Source organism: Paenibacillus sp. FSL W7-1279 (assembly GCF_037969845.1).
Lineage (GTDB): Bacteria > Bacillota > Bacilli > Paenibacillales > Paenibacillaceae > Paenibacillus_AQ.
This window is the reverse complement of the sequence record NZ_CP150215.1, coordinates 3432299-3448755: the sequence shown is the minus strand read 5'-3', so window position 1 is coordinate 3448755 and position 16457 is coordinate 3432299. Positions and strand designations below refer to the sequence as shown.

Annotated in this window: 16 protein-coding genes and 1 pseudogene; 2 read left to right on the top strand and 15 right to left on the bottom strand. The window is 48.8% G+C overall.

Features of this window, described 5'->3' with window-relative positions; genetic code table 11:
* Positions 1–75: 75 nt before the first annotated feature.
* Positions 76–659 (bottom strand): annotated as a pseudogene (locus tag MKY82_RS15310) (LysE family transporter).
* 118 nt (positions 660–777) lie between these two features.
* On the opposite strand from MKY82_RS15310, the gene MKY82_RS15305 reads away from it, so the two are divergent.
* Positions 778–1332: an XRE family transcriptional regulator gene (locus MKY82_RS15305; RefSeq protein ID WP_339296677.1), complete on the top strand. Its 555-nt coding sequence runs from the start codon at positions 778–780 to the stop codon at positions 1330–1332.
* Between the two features lie 56 nt (positions 1333–1388).
* On the opposite strand, the gene MKY82_RS15300 is transcribed toward MKY82_RS15305, so the two are convergent.
* The 7 genes from MKY82_RS15300 to MKY82_RS15270 form a co-directional block, all read right to left on the bottom strand.
* Complete coding sequence (locus MKY82_RS15300) at positions 1389–2165, bottom strand: ABC transporter permease (protein WP_339296493.1); 777 nt, start codon at positions 2163–2165, stop codon at positions 1389–1391.
* A gap of 15 nt (positions 2166–2180) precedes the next feature.
* A complete protein-coding gene (locus MKY82_RS15295) occupies positions 2181–2960 on the bottom strand; it encodes an ABC transporter ATP-binding protein (RefSeq protein WP_339296492.1) in 780 nt (259 codons plus the stop codon).
* 13 nt (positions 2961–2973) lie between these two features.
* Positions 2974–3987 (bottom strand): ABC transporter substrate-binding protein, encoded by a 1014-nt coding sequence (locus MKY82_RS15290; protein WP_339296491.1) that lies wholly within the window; start codon positions 3985–3987, stop codon positions 2974–2976.
* The gene (locus MKY82_RS15285; protein ID WP_339296490.1) at positions 3980–5434 is read right to left on the bottom strand and encodes an aryl-sulfate sulfotransferase; all 1455 of its coding nucleotides are present in this window, start codon (positions 5432–5434) and stop codon (positions 3980–3982) included. Before MKY82_RS15285 ends, MKY82_RS15290 begins: the two co-directional genes overlap by 8 nt.
* Before the next feature lie 28 nt (positions 5435–5462).
* Complete coding sequence (locus tag MKY82_RS15280; protein ID WP_220687433.1) at positions 5463–6005, bottom strand: MarR family transcriptional regulator; 543 nt, start codon at positions 6003–6005, stop codon at positions 5463–5465.
* Between the two features lie 288 nt (positions 6006–6293).
* Entirely contained in the window at positions 6294–7667 is a 1374-nt protein-coding gene (locus tag MKY82_RS15275; protein WP_339296489.1) for a hypothetical protein, read from the bottom strand.
* Positions 7668–7807: 140 nt separating this feature from the next.
* Complete coding sequence (locus tag MKY82_RS15270; protein ID WP_339296488.1) at positions 7808–8290, bottom strand: GNAT family N-acetyltransferase; 483 nt, start codon at positions 8288–8290, stop codon at positions 7808–7810.
* Positions 8291–8493: 203 nt separating this feature from the next.
* On the opposite strand from MKY82_RS15270, the gene MKY82_RS15265 reads away from it, so the two are divergent.
* A complete protein-coding gene (locus tag MKY82_RS15265) occupies positions 8494–9615 on the top strand; it encodes a DUF4261 domain-containing protein (RefSeq protein WP_339296487.1) in 1122 nt (373 codons plus the stop codon).
* A 176-nt stretch (positions 9616–9791) separates the two neighbouring features.
* Here MKY82_RS15265 and MKY82_RS15260 read toward each other — a convergent pair whose 3' ends face one another.
* The 7 genes from MKY82_RS15260 to MKY82_RS15230 form a co-directional block, all read right to left on the bottom strand.
* Positions 9792–10232 (bottom strand): helix-turn-helix domain-containing protein, encoded by a 441-nt coding sequence (locus MKY82_RS15260; RefSeq protein ID WP_339296486.1) that lies wholly within the window; start codon positions 10230–10232, stop codon positions 9792–9794.
* A 207-nt stretch (positions 10233–10439) separates the two neighbouring features.
* Positions 10440–10667, bottom strand: a complete 228-nt coding sequence (gene yedF, locus MKY82_RS15255; protein ID WP_015735163.1) for a sulfurtransferase-like selenium metabolism protein YedF — start codon at positions 10665–10667, stop codon at positions 10440–10442.
* Positions 10657–11889, bottom strand: coding sequence for a selenium metabolism membrane protein YedE/FdhT (gene yedE / locus MKY82_RS15250; protein ID WP_339296485.1), 1233 nt, complete (start codon positions 11887–11889; stop codon positions 10657–10659). The genes yedF and yedE overlap by 11 nt, the downstream gene beginning before the upstream one ends.
* Before the next feature lie 166 nt (positions 11890–12055).
* Positions 12056–12556, bottom strand: a complete 501-nt coding sequence (locus MKY82_RS15245; RefSeq protein ID WP_339296484.1) for a DinB family protein — start codon at positions 12554–12556, stop codon at positions 12056–12058.
* A gap of 85 nt (positions 12557–12641) precedes the next feature.
* Positions 12642–13814 (bottom strand): MFS transporter, encoded by a 1173-nt coding sequence (locus MKY82_RS15240; RefSeq protein WP_339296483.1) that lies wholly within the window; start codon positions 13812–13814, stop codon positions 12642–12644.
* Entirely contained in the window at positions 13811–14638 is an 828-nt protein-coding gene (locus MKY82_RS15235; protein ID WP_339296482.1) for a MerR family transcriptional regulator, read from the bottom strand. The genes MKY82_RS15240 and MKY82_RS15235 overlap by 4 nt, the downstream gene beginning before the upstream one ends.
* 168 nt (positions 14639–14806) lie before the next feature.
* Positions 14807–16393: a bifunctional UDP-sugar hydrolase/5'-nucleotidase gene (locus MKY82_RS15230; RefSeq protein WP_339296481.1), complete on the bottom strand. Its 1587-nt coding sequence runs from the start codon at positions 16391–16393 to the stop codon at positions 14807–14809.
* Positions 16394–16457 lie beyond the last annotated feature (64 nt).

The following is a 16457-nucleotide window of genomic DNA, read 5'->3' as shown; positions in this document are numbered from 1 at the left end:
GCTTTCCGGATGTGTGATTCGGGAAGCCTTGTTCTTTTGGCTGAGGAGCGATGACATTACGTTGTAGCTAGCAAATCAGTTCGTGGCATAAATAGAAAAGGCGCTGTAAAGCAGAAGCAATCCCATCGATATATTAAATGGGCGCTCATATCGGGATAACAGATGCTGGAACAGCGAACCGAATAGCGCCCAGGTCATGTTGGCACAAATGCCGACAATCGTGAGCAATAACGAGTAGGATATCAACTGTGCATGGGAAGTAGAGATCGGCATGACGAAGGTCGAGCTGTTATCCCGTATAAAATAACCTTCGGATTCATGAACTGGAAGATGAACCCGAAATAAAAGGTATTGAATCCACGTGCCTTATCATCTGCATGAGGGGGCTTGCTCTGCATGATTTTTATGGCAAGATAGATCAGATACAAGCATCCGATGATATTCATAACAAACCTGATCTTCGGGATGAATGGATATAATACCAGATTGAAATAGCTGGACAACAGCATAATGACCAAGCATCCAGCTGCTACCCCTCCGATAAAGCGCATCGTTTTCTTAAATCCGTGGCTCCGTGCATTCGTCATCGAAATGATGTTGTTGGGTCCGGGCGTAAATGACGCGACAATCGCATAGGTCAACAGCGAAACGATGAACACGCGCTCCCTCCTTTCGCGTATGTTATAGTAGTAATAATTGTACGTTATAACGTACGTGCGTTATAATTATACAATATGTATGTTATAACGTACAATCTAAAAAAGGCGGTGTATGATGTTGAAGCCGATTCATTTAATATTGGCGAATAATATGAAGCTGCTAAGAGAGCAAAGGAAGCTAAGCCTGGATAAAGTCGCGGAGATGACTGGGATCAGCAAAACGATGCTAGGCCAGATCGAACGAGGAGAATCGAGTCCCTCTATAACAACCGTCTGGAAAATCGCGAACGGGTTAAAGCTTTCTTTTACGTCTTTGATTAATGAGCCTCAATCCGAAACGGTCGTGGTATCCCAAGAAGAGGTGCAAGCGCTGGTGGAGGATCACGGAAAAGTTCGAATTTATCCTTTTTTCCCTTTTGAGGAAGGGCGGCGATCTGAAATGTATTCGTTAGAAATGGACTGTGGCGGTTATTTAAGTGCAGAGGCTCATATCGAAGGGACGGAGGAGTTTATTACCGTATTCGAAGGGGAGATCACCATTCGTATCGACCATGAGGAATATACGGTAAAGCAAGGGGAATCCATCCGGTTTAAGGCCGATAAACCGCATGTTTATCATAACTCCGGCTCCTCCATGAACCGGTTAAGTATGGTGATCCATTATTCCAAATGAAAAAGCCGCACCCCCTCCATAAGAGGGAGCTGCGGCTTCGTATAACAGCACTACGTTCATCTACGGAGTGAGTTCGTACTGACTACCCCGTAACGGGACAACAACTTGCGCCCGAGCAGACCTACGGCACGGTCCGTTATGAACCCCATCAATCCCAGACAAATCAATCCGACAAAAATCCAATCCGTACGGAAGAACAAACGTGAATTCCAGATCAGATACCCCACGCCTTCATTAGACGCGATCATCTCTGCCCCGATAATCGCCATGAACGAGGTTCCCATGGCAAGCCGGATGCCGGTGAACATAAATGGGATCGTTGCAGGAATGATGACATGTTGCACAATCTGCCACTCGGATGCCCCCATGCTGCGGGCGGAGCGAATCTTATCCTCTTCTACGGATAACACACCCGTCAACGTATTTATTACCACAATAAAGAAGGTTGCATACAGAATAAGCATAACTTTCGATGTTTCCCCGATGCCGAACCAGACCAGAAACAAGGTGATGAAAGCAATCGGCGGAATGAACCGGATGAAATTGAGGAACGGTTCAGCAAAAGCGCGGATTGGCCCTACCTTCCCGATGATAAGTCCGGCCGGGATTGCAATCAGGCTGCCGAGGGTCCATCCGAGCAGCACCCGGTACGAACTAATCCCGATATACTGAATCAGGGTGCCGTCCATCAACAATTCATATCCGCCCTTGGCGGTATAGATTGGACCTGGCAGAATTTCGGGCCCATACGCAAGGGAAAGCAAATGCCAGACGCCAAGACCAGCAATCCACACCAGGATATGAAGCGACCATTTCTTAATTTTCTTGCTCATGGGTTCCCTTCCTCTCTACTCGTCAAAATGCGATTGGATTTGGTTGTACAGCGCATGGAAAGCGGGATTAGATATATCTCTCGGATAGGTGAGAGACACCTCGTAGATATCCGTTATTTTTGAGGACGGACCCGCTGACATGATGCCGATACGTCCTCCGAGTAGAAGAGCTTCCTGAATATCGTGCGTCACGAAGATGACGGTTTTATCCGTGTCCTGCCATATGCGTACCAACTCTCTTTGCATCGTCCGTCTTGTCATCGCATCCAATGCGCCGAATGGTTCATCCATGAGCAAAATCGCTGGATCATTGGACAATACCCTTGCCAGCTGTACCCGTTGTTTCATACCGCCTGACAGTTCGCGTGGATATTTGCTCTCATGCCCCGCAAGACCCACTAGCGAAATAAACTGGCTGGATATGTCCTTTCGTTTCGCGGGAGGTATTCGCTTCATCCGAAGTCCAAATTCCACATTCTCTCTTACGGTCAGCCATGGGAACAAGGAGGAGTCGGCTTGCTGAAATACGACGGCACGATCCTGGCCCGGACGGTCCACCTCCTTCTCGCCTACTCTCACCTGACCCGAAGTTTTGGATACAAAGCCGGCGATCAGACTCAGCAGCGTCGACTTGCCGCACCCGCTTGGACCCAACAGAACGAAGAACTCGCCGCCTTTTACCGCCAGATTGACGTCCTGGATAATATAGTGCAAGTCACCTGCCGAGGTTTGCTGTGCGTAACTTTTATTCAACTGTTCAATGTGGATTTCATTCTGCCTTGACGCTGCTCTCATCGTCTTCATCTCCTCACTTCAGTTCAAGGACTCGATCCGGGAATGCTTCCCTTACCAAATCCAGATTCAATTTTTCGTTCAGCTCGAAGTCCTTTTCGATGATCCCGTTATCCACCATATATTCCTTCTGTCCCTGTAATCCTTCGTAGGCTTTTTCCGTAAAACCAAGATTCCATGGATTCTTCGGCAGATCCTTTAGCGTTGCTTCTCTCGGCTGCTTGACCTCTTCATACATCAGATCCGCCGTTTCCTCCGGATGCGCCTGGGCATAAGCTGACGCTTCATCCAGCGCTTTCAGCAGCGCTACGAAACCTTGCTTGTTACTGTTGAGCCCTTCATTCGATGCGATCAATCCGGTACCAAGCCTTACCGGTGTCTTGGACATATCCGACAATTCTTTGGCTTCGGTAAGCGCACCGAACTTCTCGTTCAGCACTGCTCCATATACCCAAGCGGCGTCAATGTCGCCTTTTTTGAGAGCTACATACGCCTCGTCGAAACTTCCCTGTCCGATCAGCTCCACATCCGAGAGCGCAACTCCGTTTTCGGCCAAATACACATCCCACAGATAGGGGATGAAAGTGCCTCTTGAGAAACTTAACCTTTTCCCCTTGAGATCCGCAGCGCTTCCAATCTCTTTACGAACGAACAGCTTCCATTCGCTCGCACTTAAATCCGTTGCCGTTCCTGAGGAAGCAAAGATGGAGTAATCGCCTTTGCTGACAGCGTTCAGGAGCGGGAAGTCCGCTCCGAACGCAACGTCTACCTGTTTAATGAATAAGGAGTTCACGCCTTCAGCCGGCGTAGCGAAGTTTACCAATTCGGCATCAATTCCGTGTTTGTCGAAGAAGCCCTTGCTTTTTGCCACACGAAACACGGTATTGGTGGAAATGTCCGCGATTTTCAGTTTGAGCCGATTCTCCTGCTGCTCACCCAAAGCATTGCCGCACCCGCTTAGCATACTCATGATAAGAATCACCGACAGCATCCAAAAACTCCATTGCTTCCAAGATTGATGTCTACTCATCCCGATCCCTCTCTTTATGCACGACTTCATCTGTTCTGGCCACGCAAAGCGCGCCCTCACCATATGAGATTGTACCTTCGACTTCCACGCTTGTAACGGCACCTCTCGGCGCGGCCCCCGGCAGACGGTAATCGGCAACATCCAGCGGGGCAATCTCCGTCTCAACGGGCAATTCAAGCTGAGGAACCCATTCATATGGAACCCGGTATGCGCGATAGACCATATTGGAGTTGCGGCTGTTCTTATAAGGCGAAATATATTCCCACACCAGCTCGAATTCTCGTGTCACTTCGAATATTCGCCCGTCAGCCCCTTCGGTAATCAGGGTGTTGCCATTGGGAAGCCGCTGTGCCGAGCTGATATACGGGCTGTAAAAGCGGTAAGAGTCAAGCGGAGCCTGGAATCCGGCTTCCGTCGGCGTATATTGCCATTCAATCTCTAAAGTAACGGGGTTGATTTCCAGGATGCGCGAATGGTCACGCCGAGCTATTTTCAAGCCATCCGCCGCTTCCGGATTCGGCTTTCCGTAACCGCCCCAACCCCCATTATCAAAAATCAAAATGTTACCCTCGCCCGGAAGGCCCTGCGGTATGAGATGTGCATGATGCTGGCCGATAATCCAGCCGATATGCTTCGTTTCCTCCGTGGAATAATCGGGGCCAAGCTTCCAGACGATGTCCCCGGATTTTTTATCAATGATGGCAATAATATTCGTTTCCCTGGCATCCCAGATTATATTATCGGGATGAAAGCGTTCGTCTCCCGCATCATAAAATCGGTTAGGCCCGAGCACCGAAGCCGAATTAATGTGCATCCAATCGCCCGCATGAGCTCCAAAGCCGCGGGTGTTCGGATCGCGGGATAATGCGAGCTTTGCATCCTCATCAAATCCCAGTTCATCAAAGTGATCGCTGACGGCCCATTCCCACACCACATTTCCTTCCCAATCCACTTCGATGATCGTATCATCCAGCAGCTCGATGTCGGATATCTCGGGACGTTTCACATTCTTGTGGGCCAGAATGAGCGTATTTCCCGAATCCACCTTCGGATCCTGCCCTGGAACATAATAACCGACGGGATTGCCCTCACGCTGATAATCGTGATGCTGGCGTGCCATCCACTGGGGCGGATGCCCCGGATCCTCTATGTATTCATAACGGTCAAATTTCCAGACGATATTGCCGTCCCAGTCGACCTGCACCAGATTGGTTTCATCCTGAAACCCGTATTTCGGGTCGCGCTCGGAGGTGCTTCCCAGCACGTAACCACCCGGAAACAGCTTGTTGGGAAATCCTCGAAGCCCTTTCCACAAATGAACCTCTCTCCCATTCATGTCAATGAGGAGAGCTCCTGTATCCGCTGCTTGATATATCGTGTAACCGCTCCAAGTCTTCTCCGGATTATAAACCGTTGTACCTGTTGGATAAATCGTCGGATGTCCCATCGTCACAACTTCCTTTCAAATTTGATTTTTAGTAAGAAATAAAGGCGTTTGAACGTTTCACGGAGCCGCGATTACCTTGAACATTCCTTTCGTTTGGCTCGGTAAATATTGCACACTGTTGAAGCACGGAATCCGAGAAACCTTCAAGATGTTCATGGAGCTGTTTAAAATAATGAATGAGTTCCCTGAGCTCCTCGTGCGAGAATGCGCCGAAGATGAGGTCAATCATATACCCGCCAACATTTTCATTACGCTGCAGCATCTCTCTTCCTGCTTCTGTAATATCTAAGGCAATCGCTCTCCGGTCCGTCTTGCTACGCCTTCTGATCGCGAACCCGGAAGTCTCCAGCTTGTCGCATATCGCCGTTACAGCTCCGGATGTGAAGTCGAGCTGTTCCGCCAGCTCGCCAAGCCTCTGCTCTCCATTCCGGAATATCGTGTTGAGAATCAACAAGCCTGGCAAGGATATGCCTTCCACCGAAATCTTGTCACGTTCTTTGACAAATCTGCGTACCACTTTGCGAAAATGCCAATCGGCCTCCTCTAACAAGTCCCAATTCTTATCTTCCATGTCGCTCCTTTCTCGGGTCATGAACTTCCGTTTTCCGGTCCTTATCCCCTATTGCTAACACTTGAAAATACAGAAAGACCCCCGTCTCCCCCTTTCGTCGTACTTACGACAGAGGAGTAAACAGGAGCCTTTGGTGGACCAATCGGCTGACATTATCCTTCAATGCTAAGATAATGAATGATCATTTAATGATGACTGAAGGGTGATACCTGTGGCTAGATTAAACCAATTAATTCCACCTGTCAAGTAGGAATTAAATAAAGTTCATCCAGGGAGAAATGCGCAGCATTATAAAAAAGACAACCGCGCACCCATTTGACGGATATGGTTGACGTCCGCAAACAAGATAAAATAATTGTAGAATGTTTCCCCGATCTGGACAGGGCGGGGGTATCTTACGATCAGAGCGGACTGCTTATTCATCTCGGCTGGCTGGTCGGCTGACGGGAAGATGAAACACGCGTCTTGATGTTGCACCTTCACATGGATAATCGTTGGTGATGAGCCGTAAGGCATTAATGGATGAAAAGCTTCGGCGTGGCATACTTCGGTAATAGGGTCACTCGAGGAAATCGCGGATACCTGAAAAAAACCGTCGGCCCCTTCGTATCTTTCTTCACTTACCTGACGCCAGTTTGCGGGATATGGAAAGGATACCCGATAAACGAGGCTGGTGAAAATGTTTTCCGGAAGCCTTCTGGCGCGGGGAGACCACTGCACGGCGGTAATACGCCCGCCGCTGACGACGTTCACCGGCATCTGCTCCCTGATATCCACGATCCAGAGCTGACTAGCGCTTTCAACACCTCCGCATCCCGACAAATACGCGATTTTCGCACCGTCCGGCGACAACCCGACAGGGGTGGCAAAACAGTCGGAAACCGCAACCGTCCTTTGATTCTGTCCGGTGCGGCTGTCAATCTGGATAAGAGAATAATAATACGGCTCTTCATAAGCGGTTGCGCTGTAGGCGATGTTCTGGGAATCCGGTGACCATGACGGAAAATAGTTTTTGGCGAGCGGTCCGCCCTCCAGCGTATAGACGGTTCCGGTTGCCAAATCGACAGTTGATATCATGGAGATGCTTGCACCGGGGAATGTATAGAGTGCGAAGGCACCGTCCGGGGATATCCGAACGTTATGGAGCGGTCCATTCATATTCCGTGTGATTTGTCTCCGATTTTCGCCATCGCTCCGCATGCGGAAGAGCTGCGTAATGCCGCTGGCATCCGGAGCCGCAAATAGAAGCTCTGTACCCGAAGGGAACCATTGAACATCGCTAGCTCCAGGCTCTGAGATGGTATAGCTCCGATGTGTGAACGTATCATAGACGACGATCAGGCCGTTTTTAACATACACCAGCGACCGGTTGTCAGGAGACCAGTCCAACAACGTGTAAGGTTCGATTTGGTCAATTCTGGCTGCGGTAAGCGTGGCGGTATCCAGCAAGTGGACCACATTTCCCATTCCGATAAATGCAATCCTCCTACTGTCCGGCGACCAATAGGGAACGGAGAATTCCGCGCCAAGTCCCCGAGTAAGTTGAACATGAAGCCTATCCTGCGGTCGGTACAGCCAAATGTCGAACGATCCGGCACGATTCGATGTATAGGCGATCCACCCTTGATCTAGATCATGAGAAACAGCTTGCAAGGCCAACATCCTCTCTTGAATCATCTAATACTTCAGATATATTCAGTGGAGGACGGTTAGGCGACCGTCCCGATCGGATTTATATCGAGCTTCTTCATTTTTATTTGAATGGCTCATCATGCGGATGCGTCGTATTTTCAAACAAGCTGTTAGGCATTAAATTCAATTGCAGGGTTACCTGAAAACGTTGTTTCGGAATATTCGCCGATCGTGTATTCTGAGATGATTTTTGTCCAAAATGCTTGGGCCGACCGATTTTTTTCCAACCAGGCAATACTCCACTTGCCCTTAAACATTTCGAATACTTTAAAGGCTGCTTCCTTACCAATTGCCTGCTTTCGGTATTTTTTTAAGATGAAAAATTCCGCCATGGAGTAGTTTCGAGTGAAATCTCTTGCTGTTTTTATTTCTCTCACCAATACAAACCCGGCCAGCTTCCCTGATTGTATTACAAAGTAAGGATACCGCCCCTCTTCCGTCCAGTAATGGTCTAAATACTTATAATCGTACAGGCCAAATTCATTAACGTCATTCTCACTCTCAGCTTCGTATTGGCTCATATCGTATTGATAGAGTTCCATGAGGTTACGTAATACTGTTTTCTGTTCATATGAAACCTTTAAAAGTTCCACCTGCCCACCTCCTTGATCTCTGTATGGATGTAAAAATATATTCAACATGGTGTGTATGGATCCTGCCCATATTTGAGAATAAGGCAGTCGAGGATCATTCTCTCATTGGTAATGATTTGCCTTTTTCTAGTATTGCTCAACCCCATGATGGTTGGTAGAATATAACAGTTATATTATCGTACATATACAAGGAGAGGAACACAATGACAGTTCAACAACAAGCAGCAATGGATTCCATGATCGAATGGCTGGCAAATGAACAAGAGCTCGGTCATAAGCCCAGCAAAATCGAATTAGCGGGGGAATTTGATCTTCACGACATGCATTATTATATTTTCAAATATAAAAAGACCCTGTTTGGCAAATGGCTGGTCGGTGTCTGTGGCGGTTATGAAAATCCGTCAGACACCGAGCATTGCGGACATGTATTCAGTGAGATGCAGCCCTATCATTCTGCCACGGCGGAACAGGAAGCTGTAGCCATGGTTAACATGATTCGTGAGTATTGGATGAAACAGGCGGCACTCTATGAGGCAGGGGAAGCTCCAGAGAATAACCCGACGGACTCCAACGAATCTTCCGGTATATTTAACGGCTTCGTTCTGTTGAACTCATCGGAATGCGACCTGGAGCAGATCAAAGCAATTCTTCAGCACGACTGGAATATTTCCTCTTCCCCGGAGAATGGCAGCTCCGAAGAGGAAAAGGAAGGTATTCTGGTCATTGAAGCAGACGGCTGCATGGTCGCGGTCAGCTTCGTTGATGCTCCGGTACCGGATGGCGAGGCTGAGCATTACGCGCAAGGAAACTACCTGTGGCCAGAGGCAGTAGAGGTAACCAAAACCCATGTCAGTCAGCTTATTCTGGCTGTGTTTTCGCGTGCTGCCTCCCCGCTTGATAGCGGCAGGATGTACACCAAGCTGGCGGCGAGCTGTTTGAAACTGCCTAATGCCGTCGGTCTCTATTCATCCGGCACGGTATTTCAGCCCGAGCTCTTTGTGGAAATGGCTGAAACCATGAAATCCGACGATCTGTTTCCGCTGTTAAATCTCGTATACTTCGGGCTCGTACGCACGGAATCCGGAGTCAATGGTTATACCTATGGACTCAGAGCCTTTGGTAAAGACGAGATCGAAGTGCTGGACAGCCAGGTAACACCTGCCGAGCTTCGTGAATTCCTGATGGATATTTCTTTATATATCGTTGAACAGAACGTCACACTAAGGGACGGGGAAACCATCGGCTTTTCGGCGGAACAGAAGCTGCCGATTATGCGTTCCGACGGAGTTTATCTTGATGGTGACACACTTAAAATCAAGTTCTGATTCAACGTGATCTTCCACATTAAAAAGCTCTCCAAGTCATTCAAAATAACTTGGAGAGCCTTTCAAACTCTACAGCTTGAAATGGCGATGTTCCCTTGAGTTTTTATATAACCGGCCAAAGCTGACGCCTTGACATGACACCCAGACCCGTGCAACGTTCAACGTTTGGATGGCAATTACTCATCTTCCTCCTTGAATGTCTGCGCATTTAATATATCCTCTGCAAACTGCAGCAAGCCTTCGCTTTTCATAATGGCAATTCCCTTCTGCGCCTCGTCTCCCAGAACCACCAGGCTATCCCCGGGGCGTATATCGAATATATCCCTGGCTTTTTTGGGAATTACGATCTGACCACGTTCCCCGACCCGTACCATGCCGAAAATATGTTTTCCCTTCGGACGCAGGCCGATTTCTGAATGCTTATCGGAATAATGGACCAGATCATCCAATACCACGCCATACAGATCCGCAAGAGCTGTACAATGTTGAATATCCGGTACAGTCTCTCCACTTTCCCACTTCGCCACGGCTTGTCTTGAAACGCCGATCTTTTCGGCAACTTTTTCTTGGGTGAATCGGTGCATCTTTCGCAATTTCTTCAAATTCATATTAATCATATGGAGCTCACATCCTTTGTTCTCATTATAAAGTCAGATTCCGAGTAAACCAGTAATTAAGGATAACATTTCATGTTGCTTTCAGTTGCCGCAGAACAGTCACACATAAAAACGAGCACAAAAAAAGGCCAACCAGAAGATTCTGGCTAACCTGATAATAGGAAAAAGCCCCCTTTTAGAAGGGAGGCTTTTTACGCAATTATGGTATTACGCCTGGATAAACAGGCTGAATTCCTGGCCGTTTTTGACCGGCTCCTGTGCCATGGTATAGCCGTGTTTAACGACTTCCTCCGGCACGTTCCGAAAAGCGGACGGACAGTCCGAAATGACCTGAAGCGTCTGCCCTTTTTTCATATCACGGAGTGTTTCGAGTGTGTAGATGACCGGGTAAGGACAAGATTCCCCCCGGAGATCCAGTGTGAAATCAACGGACATGGGTTGCATCCCCTTTCTTGAATCCAACGCCGAAGCGGTAGTTTTTTTGCCAGTATGCGGCGACAGCGAATCCACCCCCGAGTACAAGCAGCGTAATGATCAATGCACCCGCCGGACCCATGACGGTGATCAGGTTGATAGGCGAGCCGCTCTTCACGAGAAGGTTAAATATCCCCATATGATCCCATGCATATGCCAAAGCAGTTGCACCTATTATATTGCCGATAAACACGGGTAAAAAGACAACTTGTCCCTCCATCAGCCGGTACATCATGCCGGTTTCGCAACCTCCGGCCATAACAATACCCAAGCCGAAGAGCAATCCGCCGATAAAGGTGCTTGGGGCGGCAATTTTTGTAATCGGGTCCAGACCGTATACAAGAATAACGATAAGCGTAGCGACAGAGCTGACTGCCATACCGACGGCAATCGCTTTTGTCATCGTAGCCCGGCCGCTGATCCACAGATCGCGGAAAGCGGAAGTAAAGCAGATTTGCCCCCGTTCGATCAGAATACCGAATGCCGCTCCGAAAAGGGCGGCTGTCCCAAGCATCGTGCGACCTGTTGCGTAGAAGTATACGATCAGCGCGATGTACGCAAGACCTAGCACACCCCCCAATAGGGGTTGCCTGTTCTTACCCGTTTTAACGGAGGGCGCGGTACCGCCCATTTTCAGGACGGGCTTCCCTTTCCACCATCTTGTGTTAACCAGCCGAGCACCTAAGAATGTGCCCGCGCCGGTAGCAACGATAAAGATCCAGGAATGAAGGGAGAATTGTGGGAGGCCGGTAAAAAAGGCTGCGAGATTGCAGCCCAGAGCCAGCCGGGCTCCGAAGCCCGCGATCATTCCTCCGGCAAATCCCTGAACGTACCGCCGTTTCTGTCTCGGCATTCGGATCTTGAAATTGCTGCTCAGCAGAATCGTAATGAGGGCTCCGATAAACATGCCCCATACGATCCAGCCGTCGGTCCGCGTCCAAGTCGTTCCGTTCATATGTACGAGGTCGAAATACGCCCAATCCGACACATCTACCCCGATGAATTCCAGAATATGTCCCCCGAAACGGGTAAACTCACCGGTTACCGCCCACACCGTATGGGTGATTCCGAAGTAAACCGCGCTGAGAATACCGGCCAGAGCCATAACCAGATAAGGGCTCCAATAACTTCCGAACCATGTTGAATATAACTTTTTCACTTGCCTCAATAACTCCTCTTCCATAAAGTCACGACACTCATCTATGGTAAAACCCGCACATTCCATTTTACTATAAAAACTGCAACGCAGGGATGAAAATGTTCATGCCATTACATCGTTAAAACAAAAAAGCCGCGTTTGTTCGCGACTTTATTGCGTGTTTGTTCTTAATATCCGAGTTCATTCATGTTCAAAGCGGCGGGTTTGCGACTCCCATTTGTATCCAACCTTCCTTTGAAGGACCATATACCGCAGGGATATTCAATCCCGCCTGACGCATAAGAACGGTGACCTGCCCTCTATGATGAGCAATGTGCTTAATCAATCCCATAAAGATGGTAGCATTTGATTCCTGACGTCCAAAGGCATTTTGGATTTGTTTTAAACTTTCATCCGTCCATCGTGCTTCAAGAGCCGTCGATACCTCTGAACTTATTTTTCTAAAAGTTTCGGCGATTTGTTTCGCGGCCGGTACATCATCTGAATCTTGCACCTGATCGAGAACAAGCCCGAATTCAGTCAAATATTCAGGGGTGTTCGTTACGAAATGCCAAGCAATTCTCCCCAGCGTCCTGCCTTCAGGATATACCTGCTGTTGTAAAGATTCATCCGTCAAACTGTCTAACACCTTTTGTGTTAATTCTGCTTCCCTCTTCCATTCTGTAATAAAATCAGAAACAGTTGTATACATGATTGATTCATCCCTTTCTAAGAAACTAAGTTCAATATTTGATGGATAGGATGTAAGATGATCATCCCTAAGTTCATCATATCTGCTAATAGTGACAAGGGTTGTCATAGTTATTTTTATCATTAGCGAACAACCGAACTGCAAGCAAGAGCGCCACCAAAACCATGACAAACCCGGACCAACCCAGATTGTCAATGGAGGAGCTGCTGATCACCAATCCGCCGATTCCTGAGCCGAGGGCGAAGCCAAATTGGATAAACGAAGTGTTGACGCTTAAGGCAATATCCGGCGATTGCGGGACCAGGGTAACTAAGTACAACTGCTGTGCTGGAGATGTCGCCCATGTGGCGGCCATCCATAACATGATGAATGGAACAACAGCGTAGATCGAGCCGTTGAACCAAGACAATAGCAGCAACGTTCCCGCTTGGATGGACAGACCGGCGTAGATCGTGAATCTGGATCCCTTCGTATCCGCTATCCCCCCTCCGAATTTGGAGCCAACAAAGCTGCATATCCCCGAGATCAATAGAATACCGGAAAGCGCCGTTGCGGATAACTCACTATTCTGCTGGAGATAGGGGGATATATACGTAAATAGCGATGAGTATCCTCCGATATAGAACAGCGTAATGACTACAGCCAGCACCATTTTTTTATCTTTTAATATCGACAGCTGCATTCTAAGTGTAATGGCTTTTTGCTCCGTAATGGACGGAACTTTGGAAACGACCGCCAAGAACGGAATCACCATCAGCAAGCCAGCAATGACGAATAAGGTTCTCCATCCCATGGTTTCGCTCAAGAACGTGCCGATCGGCACGCCGAGCACCAGGGAGCTGCTAAGTCCCATCAATATGGTGCCGATCGCACGGCCCCGATTCCGTTCTTCAACCATGCGCGTGGCTACGGCCATAGCAATGACCGTGGCTGTTCCACCGCTGAGTCCCTGGATCATTCGAGTCATCAGCATCATTTCAAGTGAGTCACTAACATAGACGAGACAGCTGCTGAAAATAAATATGCCGAGCATAACGAGAAGCATTTTTTTTCGGTCCACCCGGATGGTTGCGGCGACCACTACGGGTGCGCCTATCGCTGCAGAAAGGGCGAATGTCGTTACGAATGATCCAGCGGTGGACGTCGCAATGCCTAGATCCTCCGCTACGATGGGAAGAATTCCGCTTATGATGTACTCGATCGTTCCAATGAGAAACACGGCCAGGGCAAGCAAATAAACGATCCATTTATTACTCATGCTCGTTCCTCTTCGCATTCAATTGGTAATTGAATTTCGATGAGACAAACCCCCGGCTCACCTGATAAAGGCACATAGGTTTCTCTTCCGGGCTGGTCGCTTCGAACGAGATAACCATGCTGCTCAATCCATTCGGCAAGATCCAGGCAGGCCGATTCGGAGTACGCCGAATCCGAGCGAAATAACAGTGTGGCCATGGTCTCAGAAGGCAGGAATCGATACTGGAGATGCTCCGGCAGCTTGAAGGTGTCCGATTTCACGGCATAACCTGCTTCGAACTCAAACACATGCTCTTTGCTGCCGGATACGTTCCACAACAACGTCTGCGGACCGTATAATAGAGACTTGGCTCGGCCATCATGCAGCCCATCGAACATTTCGAAAAGGTTTGGGATATCCTCAACGATGCCTTGGGAAGCATACGTGATCATGTGCATGGCTTCAATGCGTTTCAAGACAACCTCTTGTTTATTATTTACTTTTCCTTCACGTTCCAGGAGCTGCATTCTTTCTTTTACCCGGACAAGCCTAGAGCGCTCCATATCAAGCTGCCGCTCGATTTCACTCTCCTTGAGCCTCAGCATGCCCCGAATCTGTTCTGTTGATATATCTTCATGAAGGAGCAACGCGATCTGCTGTAATGTAAATCCCAATTCCTTATATATGACGATACGGTTGATTTCCAGTAGTTGTTCGGCGAAATAATACCGATATCCCGTCGATTCATCGGTCATGCCTGGCTTCAGGATTCCGAGCTGATCATAATAGCGCAGCGTTTGTAACGGAATTCGGCTCAGCCTGGAAAACTCGCTGATCTTAAACAATGCTTTCACCCTCTATCTTGATTTATTGGTTAGAGTATAAACTCTCTAGTTAGGTATAAAGTCAAGAGGGCTAAATAAATTTGTACGCAATCCGCGATGGTAAGGACTGTTCCGTGACACAAGTTGATCGATTTAAAGCCTCTCCTTAAGTTAACAATCACCAGCAAGCTATTTCCTCTCAATGACAATATTCCAATTGTGATTACAAGCAGCTGGGATGTTTCCGCGCTCCAAGATATACTGTTCCACTAACTCCGCGGTGTCGATCAGTATCTCCCGCATCACTCTCTTCCCTTGGAACATGCTGTAATCCCCTCCTCCTCTGGCCCGGTAGCTGTTCAAGACCACATCCAGCTCCATCCCGCCCGGCAAGTCTGCGCCGTTATATTTCAATTTGCTGACCCTTGATCCCGGCGCGCATGCAATGTTTAATGTATATTCAATGCCTTCCCACATGTCGTAATTATAGTGCTGCGGTTTCGGCTTCATATATGCCGGGTTCACGGCAGGAGTCCCGCCTGGGGCGACCGTAAAATAACAGGCTGTCTGTTCCAGCGCGTCCCGGATGTCGCGTCCGGTCAGCCGAAGTACGACCAACGTATTCGGGTATATGAAATTCGTAAGGATATCCCGTCTTGTGATAATCTCTCCGAACCCCTTGGAATCTTCACTGAGTAATGACGTACATGAAACGTTGACACCCGCATATTCCATCTGCACGCGATGGATAAACTCGATAAAAGGATGCTCCGCCAGCCGGCAGGCTGCAGGATCGTTCATGCCCATGTCACCCTCGACTCGTCCGATCGGCTCGTCGAGCCATGCCTGGGTCCGTTCTTCCAACTGCTGGCTGGAAGCTAATACCACTGTGTCAGTCGTTGTCCCAGTGTCCGGTCTCAGCAACTCGGCCCGTTTCTCCACAACCATCCAGCGTTCCTGTGCCTTAACCAGATCCACACGGATCTTGCCGATGGCCTGTCCATTGAAGCCGGGTTGGACAACTGTCACTCCGTGGACCTGCGCGGCCAGCAGCCGATGCTGATGCCCGGTGATGAGCACATCGATGCCCTTCACCTCGGCACACATGGCATAAGCCTGGTTCTCCTCGGTGATGCTTTCCGCCGGCTCCCCGGTTTCCATATCGCACTCAAATCCGCCGTGGTACGCCACGATCATCACATCGGGGTGCTCCTCCAGACGGATGCGCGGCACCCATTCCTTCACGGTTTCCAATGCGTCTTGGAATTCGAGACCCTGAATGTGGGACGGATTCTCCCAGCTCGGAATGTAGTGTGTCGTCACACCCAGAACCGCCACCCGGATGCCGCCGACGTGCTTGATTAGATAAGGCTTACCAAAGGCGGGCTCCTTGCTATCCTGCAACCGGATTCCGGCTGACAACCAAGGAAACCGGGAATCCTGCACCACTTTTTCAAGCGTCTCCATACCATAATTAAATTCATGGTTACCCGGAACAGCTGCATCGTAGCCCAGCTCATTCAGCGCACCAATCAACGGATGGATATCCGTTCTGCTTTTAACTGCATAGGAAGCCAGCGGAGAGCCTTGAATCAAATCTCCGTTATCGATCAGCAACAGATCCGGATGGATGAGCCGCTCTTCACGGATTAGGGACGCCAGCTTGCCGAGTCCCATATCCCTTTCGTCCCGTGTCCGGTAATCCGTAGGGTACAGATGTCCGTGTAAGTCGCTGGTGGCCAGCACGGTAATCGTCATTTTATTCGTCGGATTCATACCATCTCTCCTGTTCACAACATATTCAAGCCATTCTATCAACTGAAATGCAGTTTTATATTAA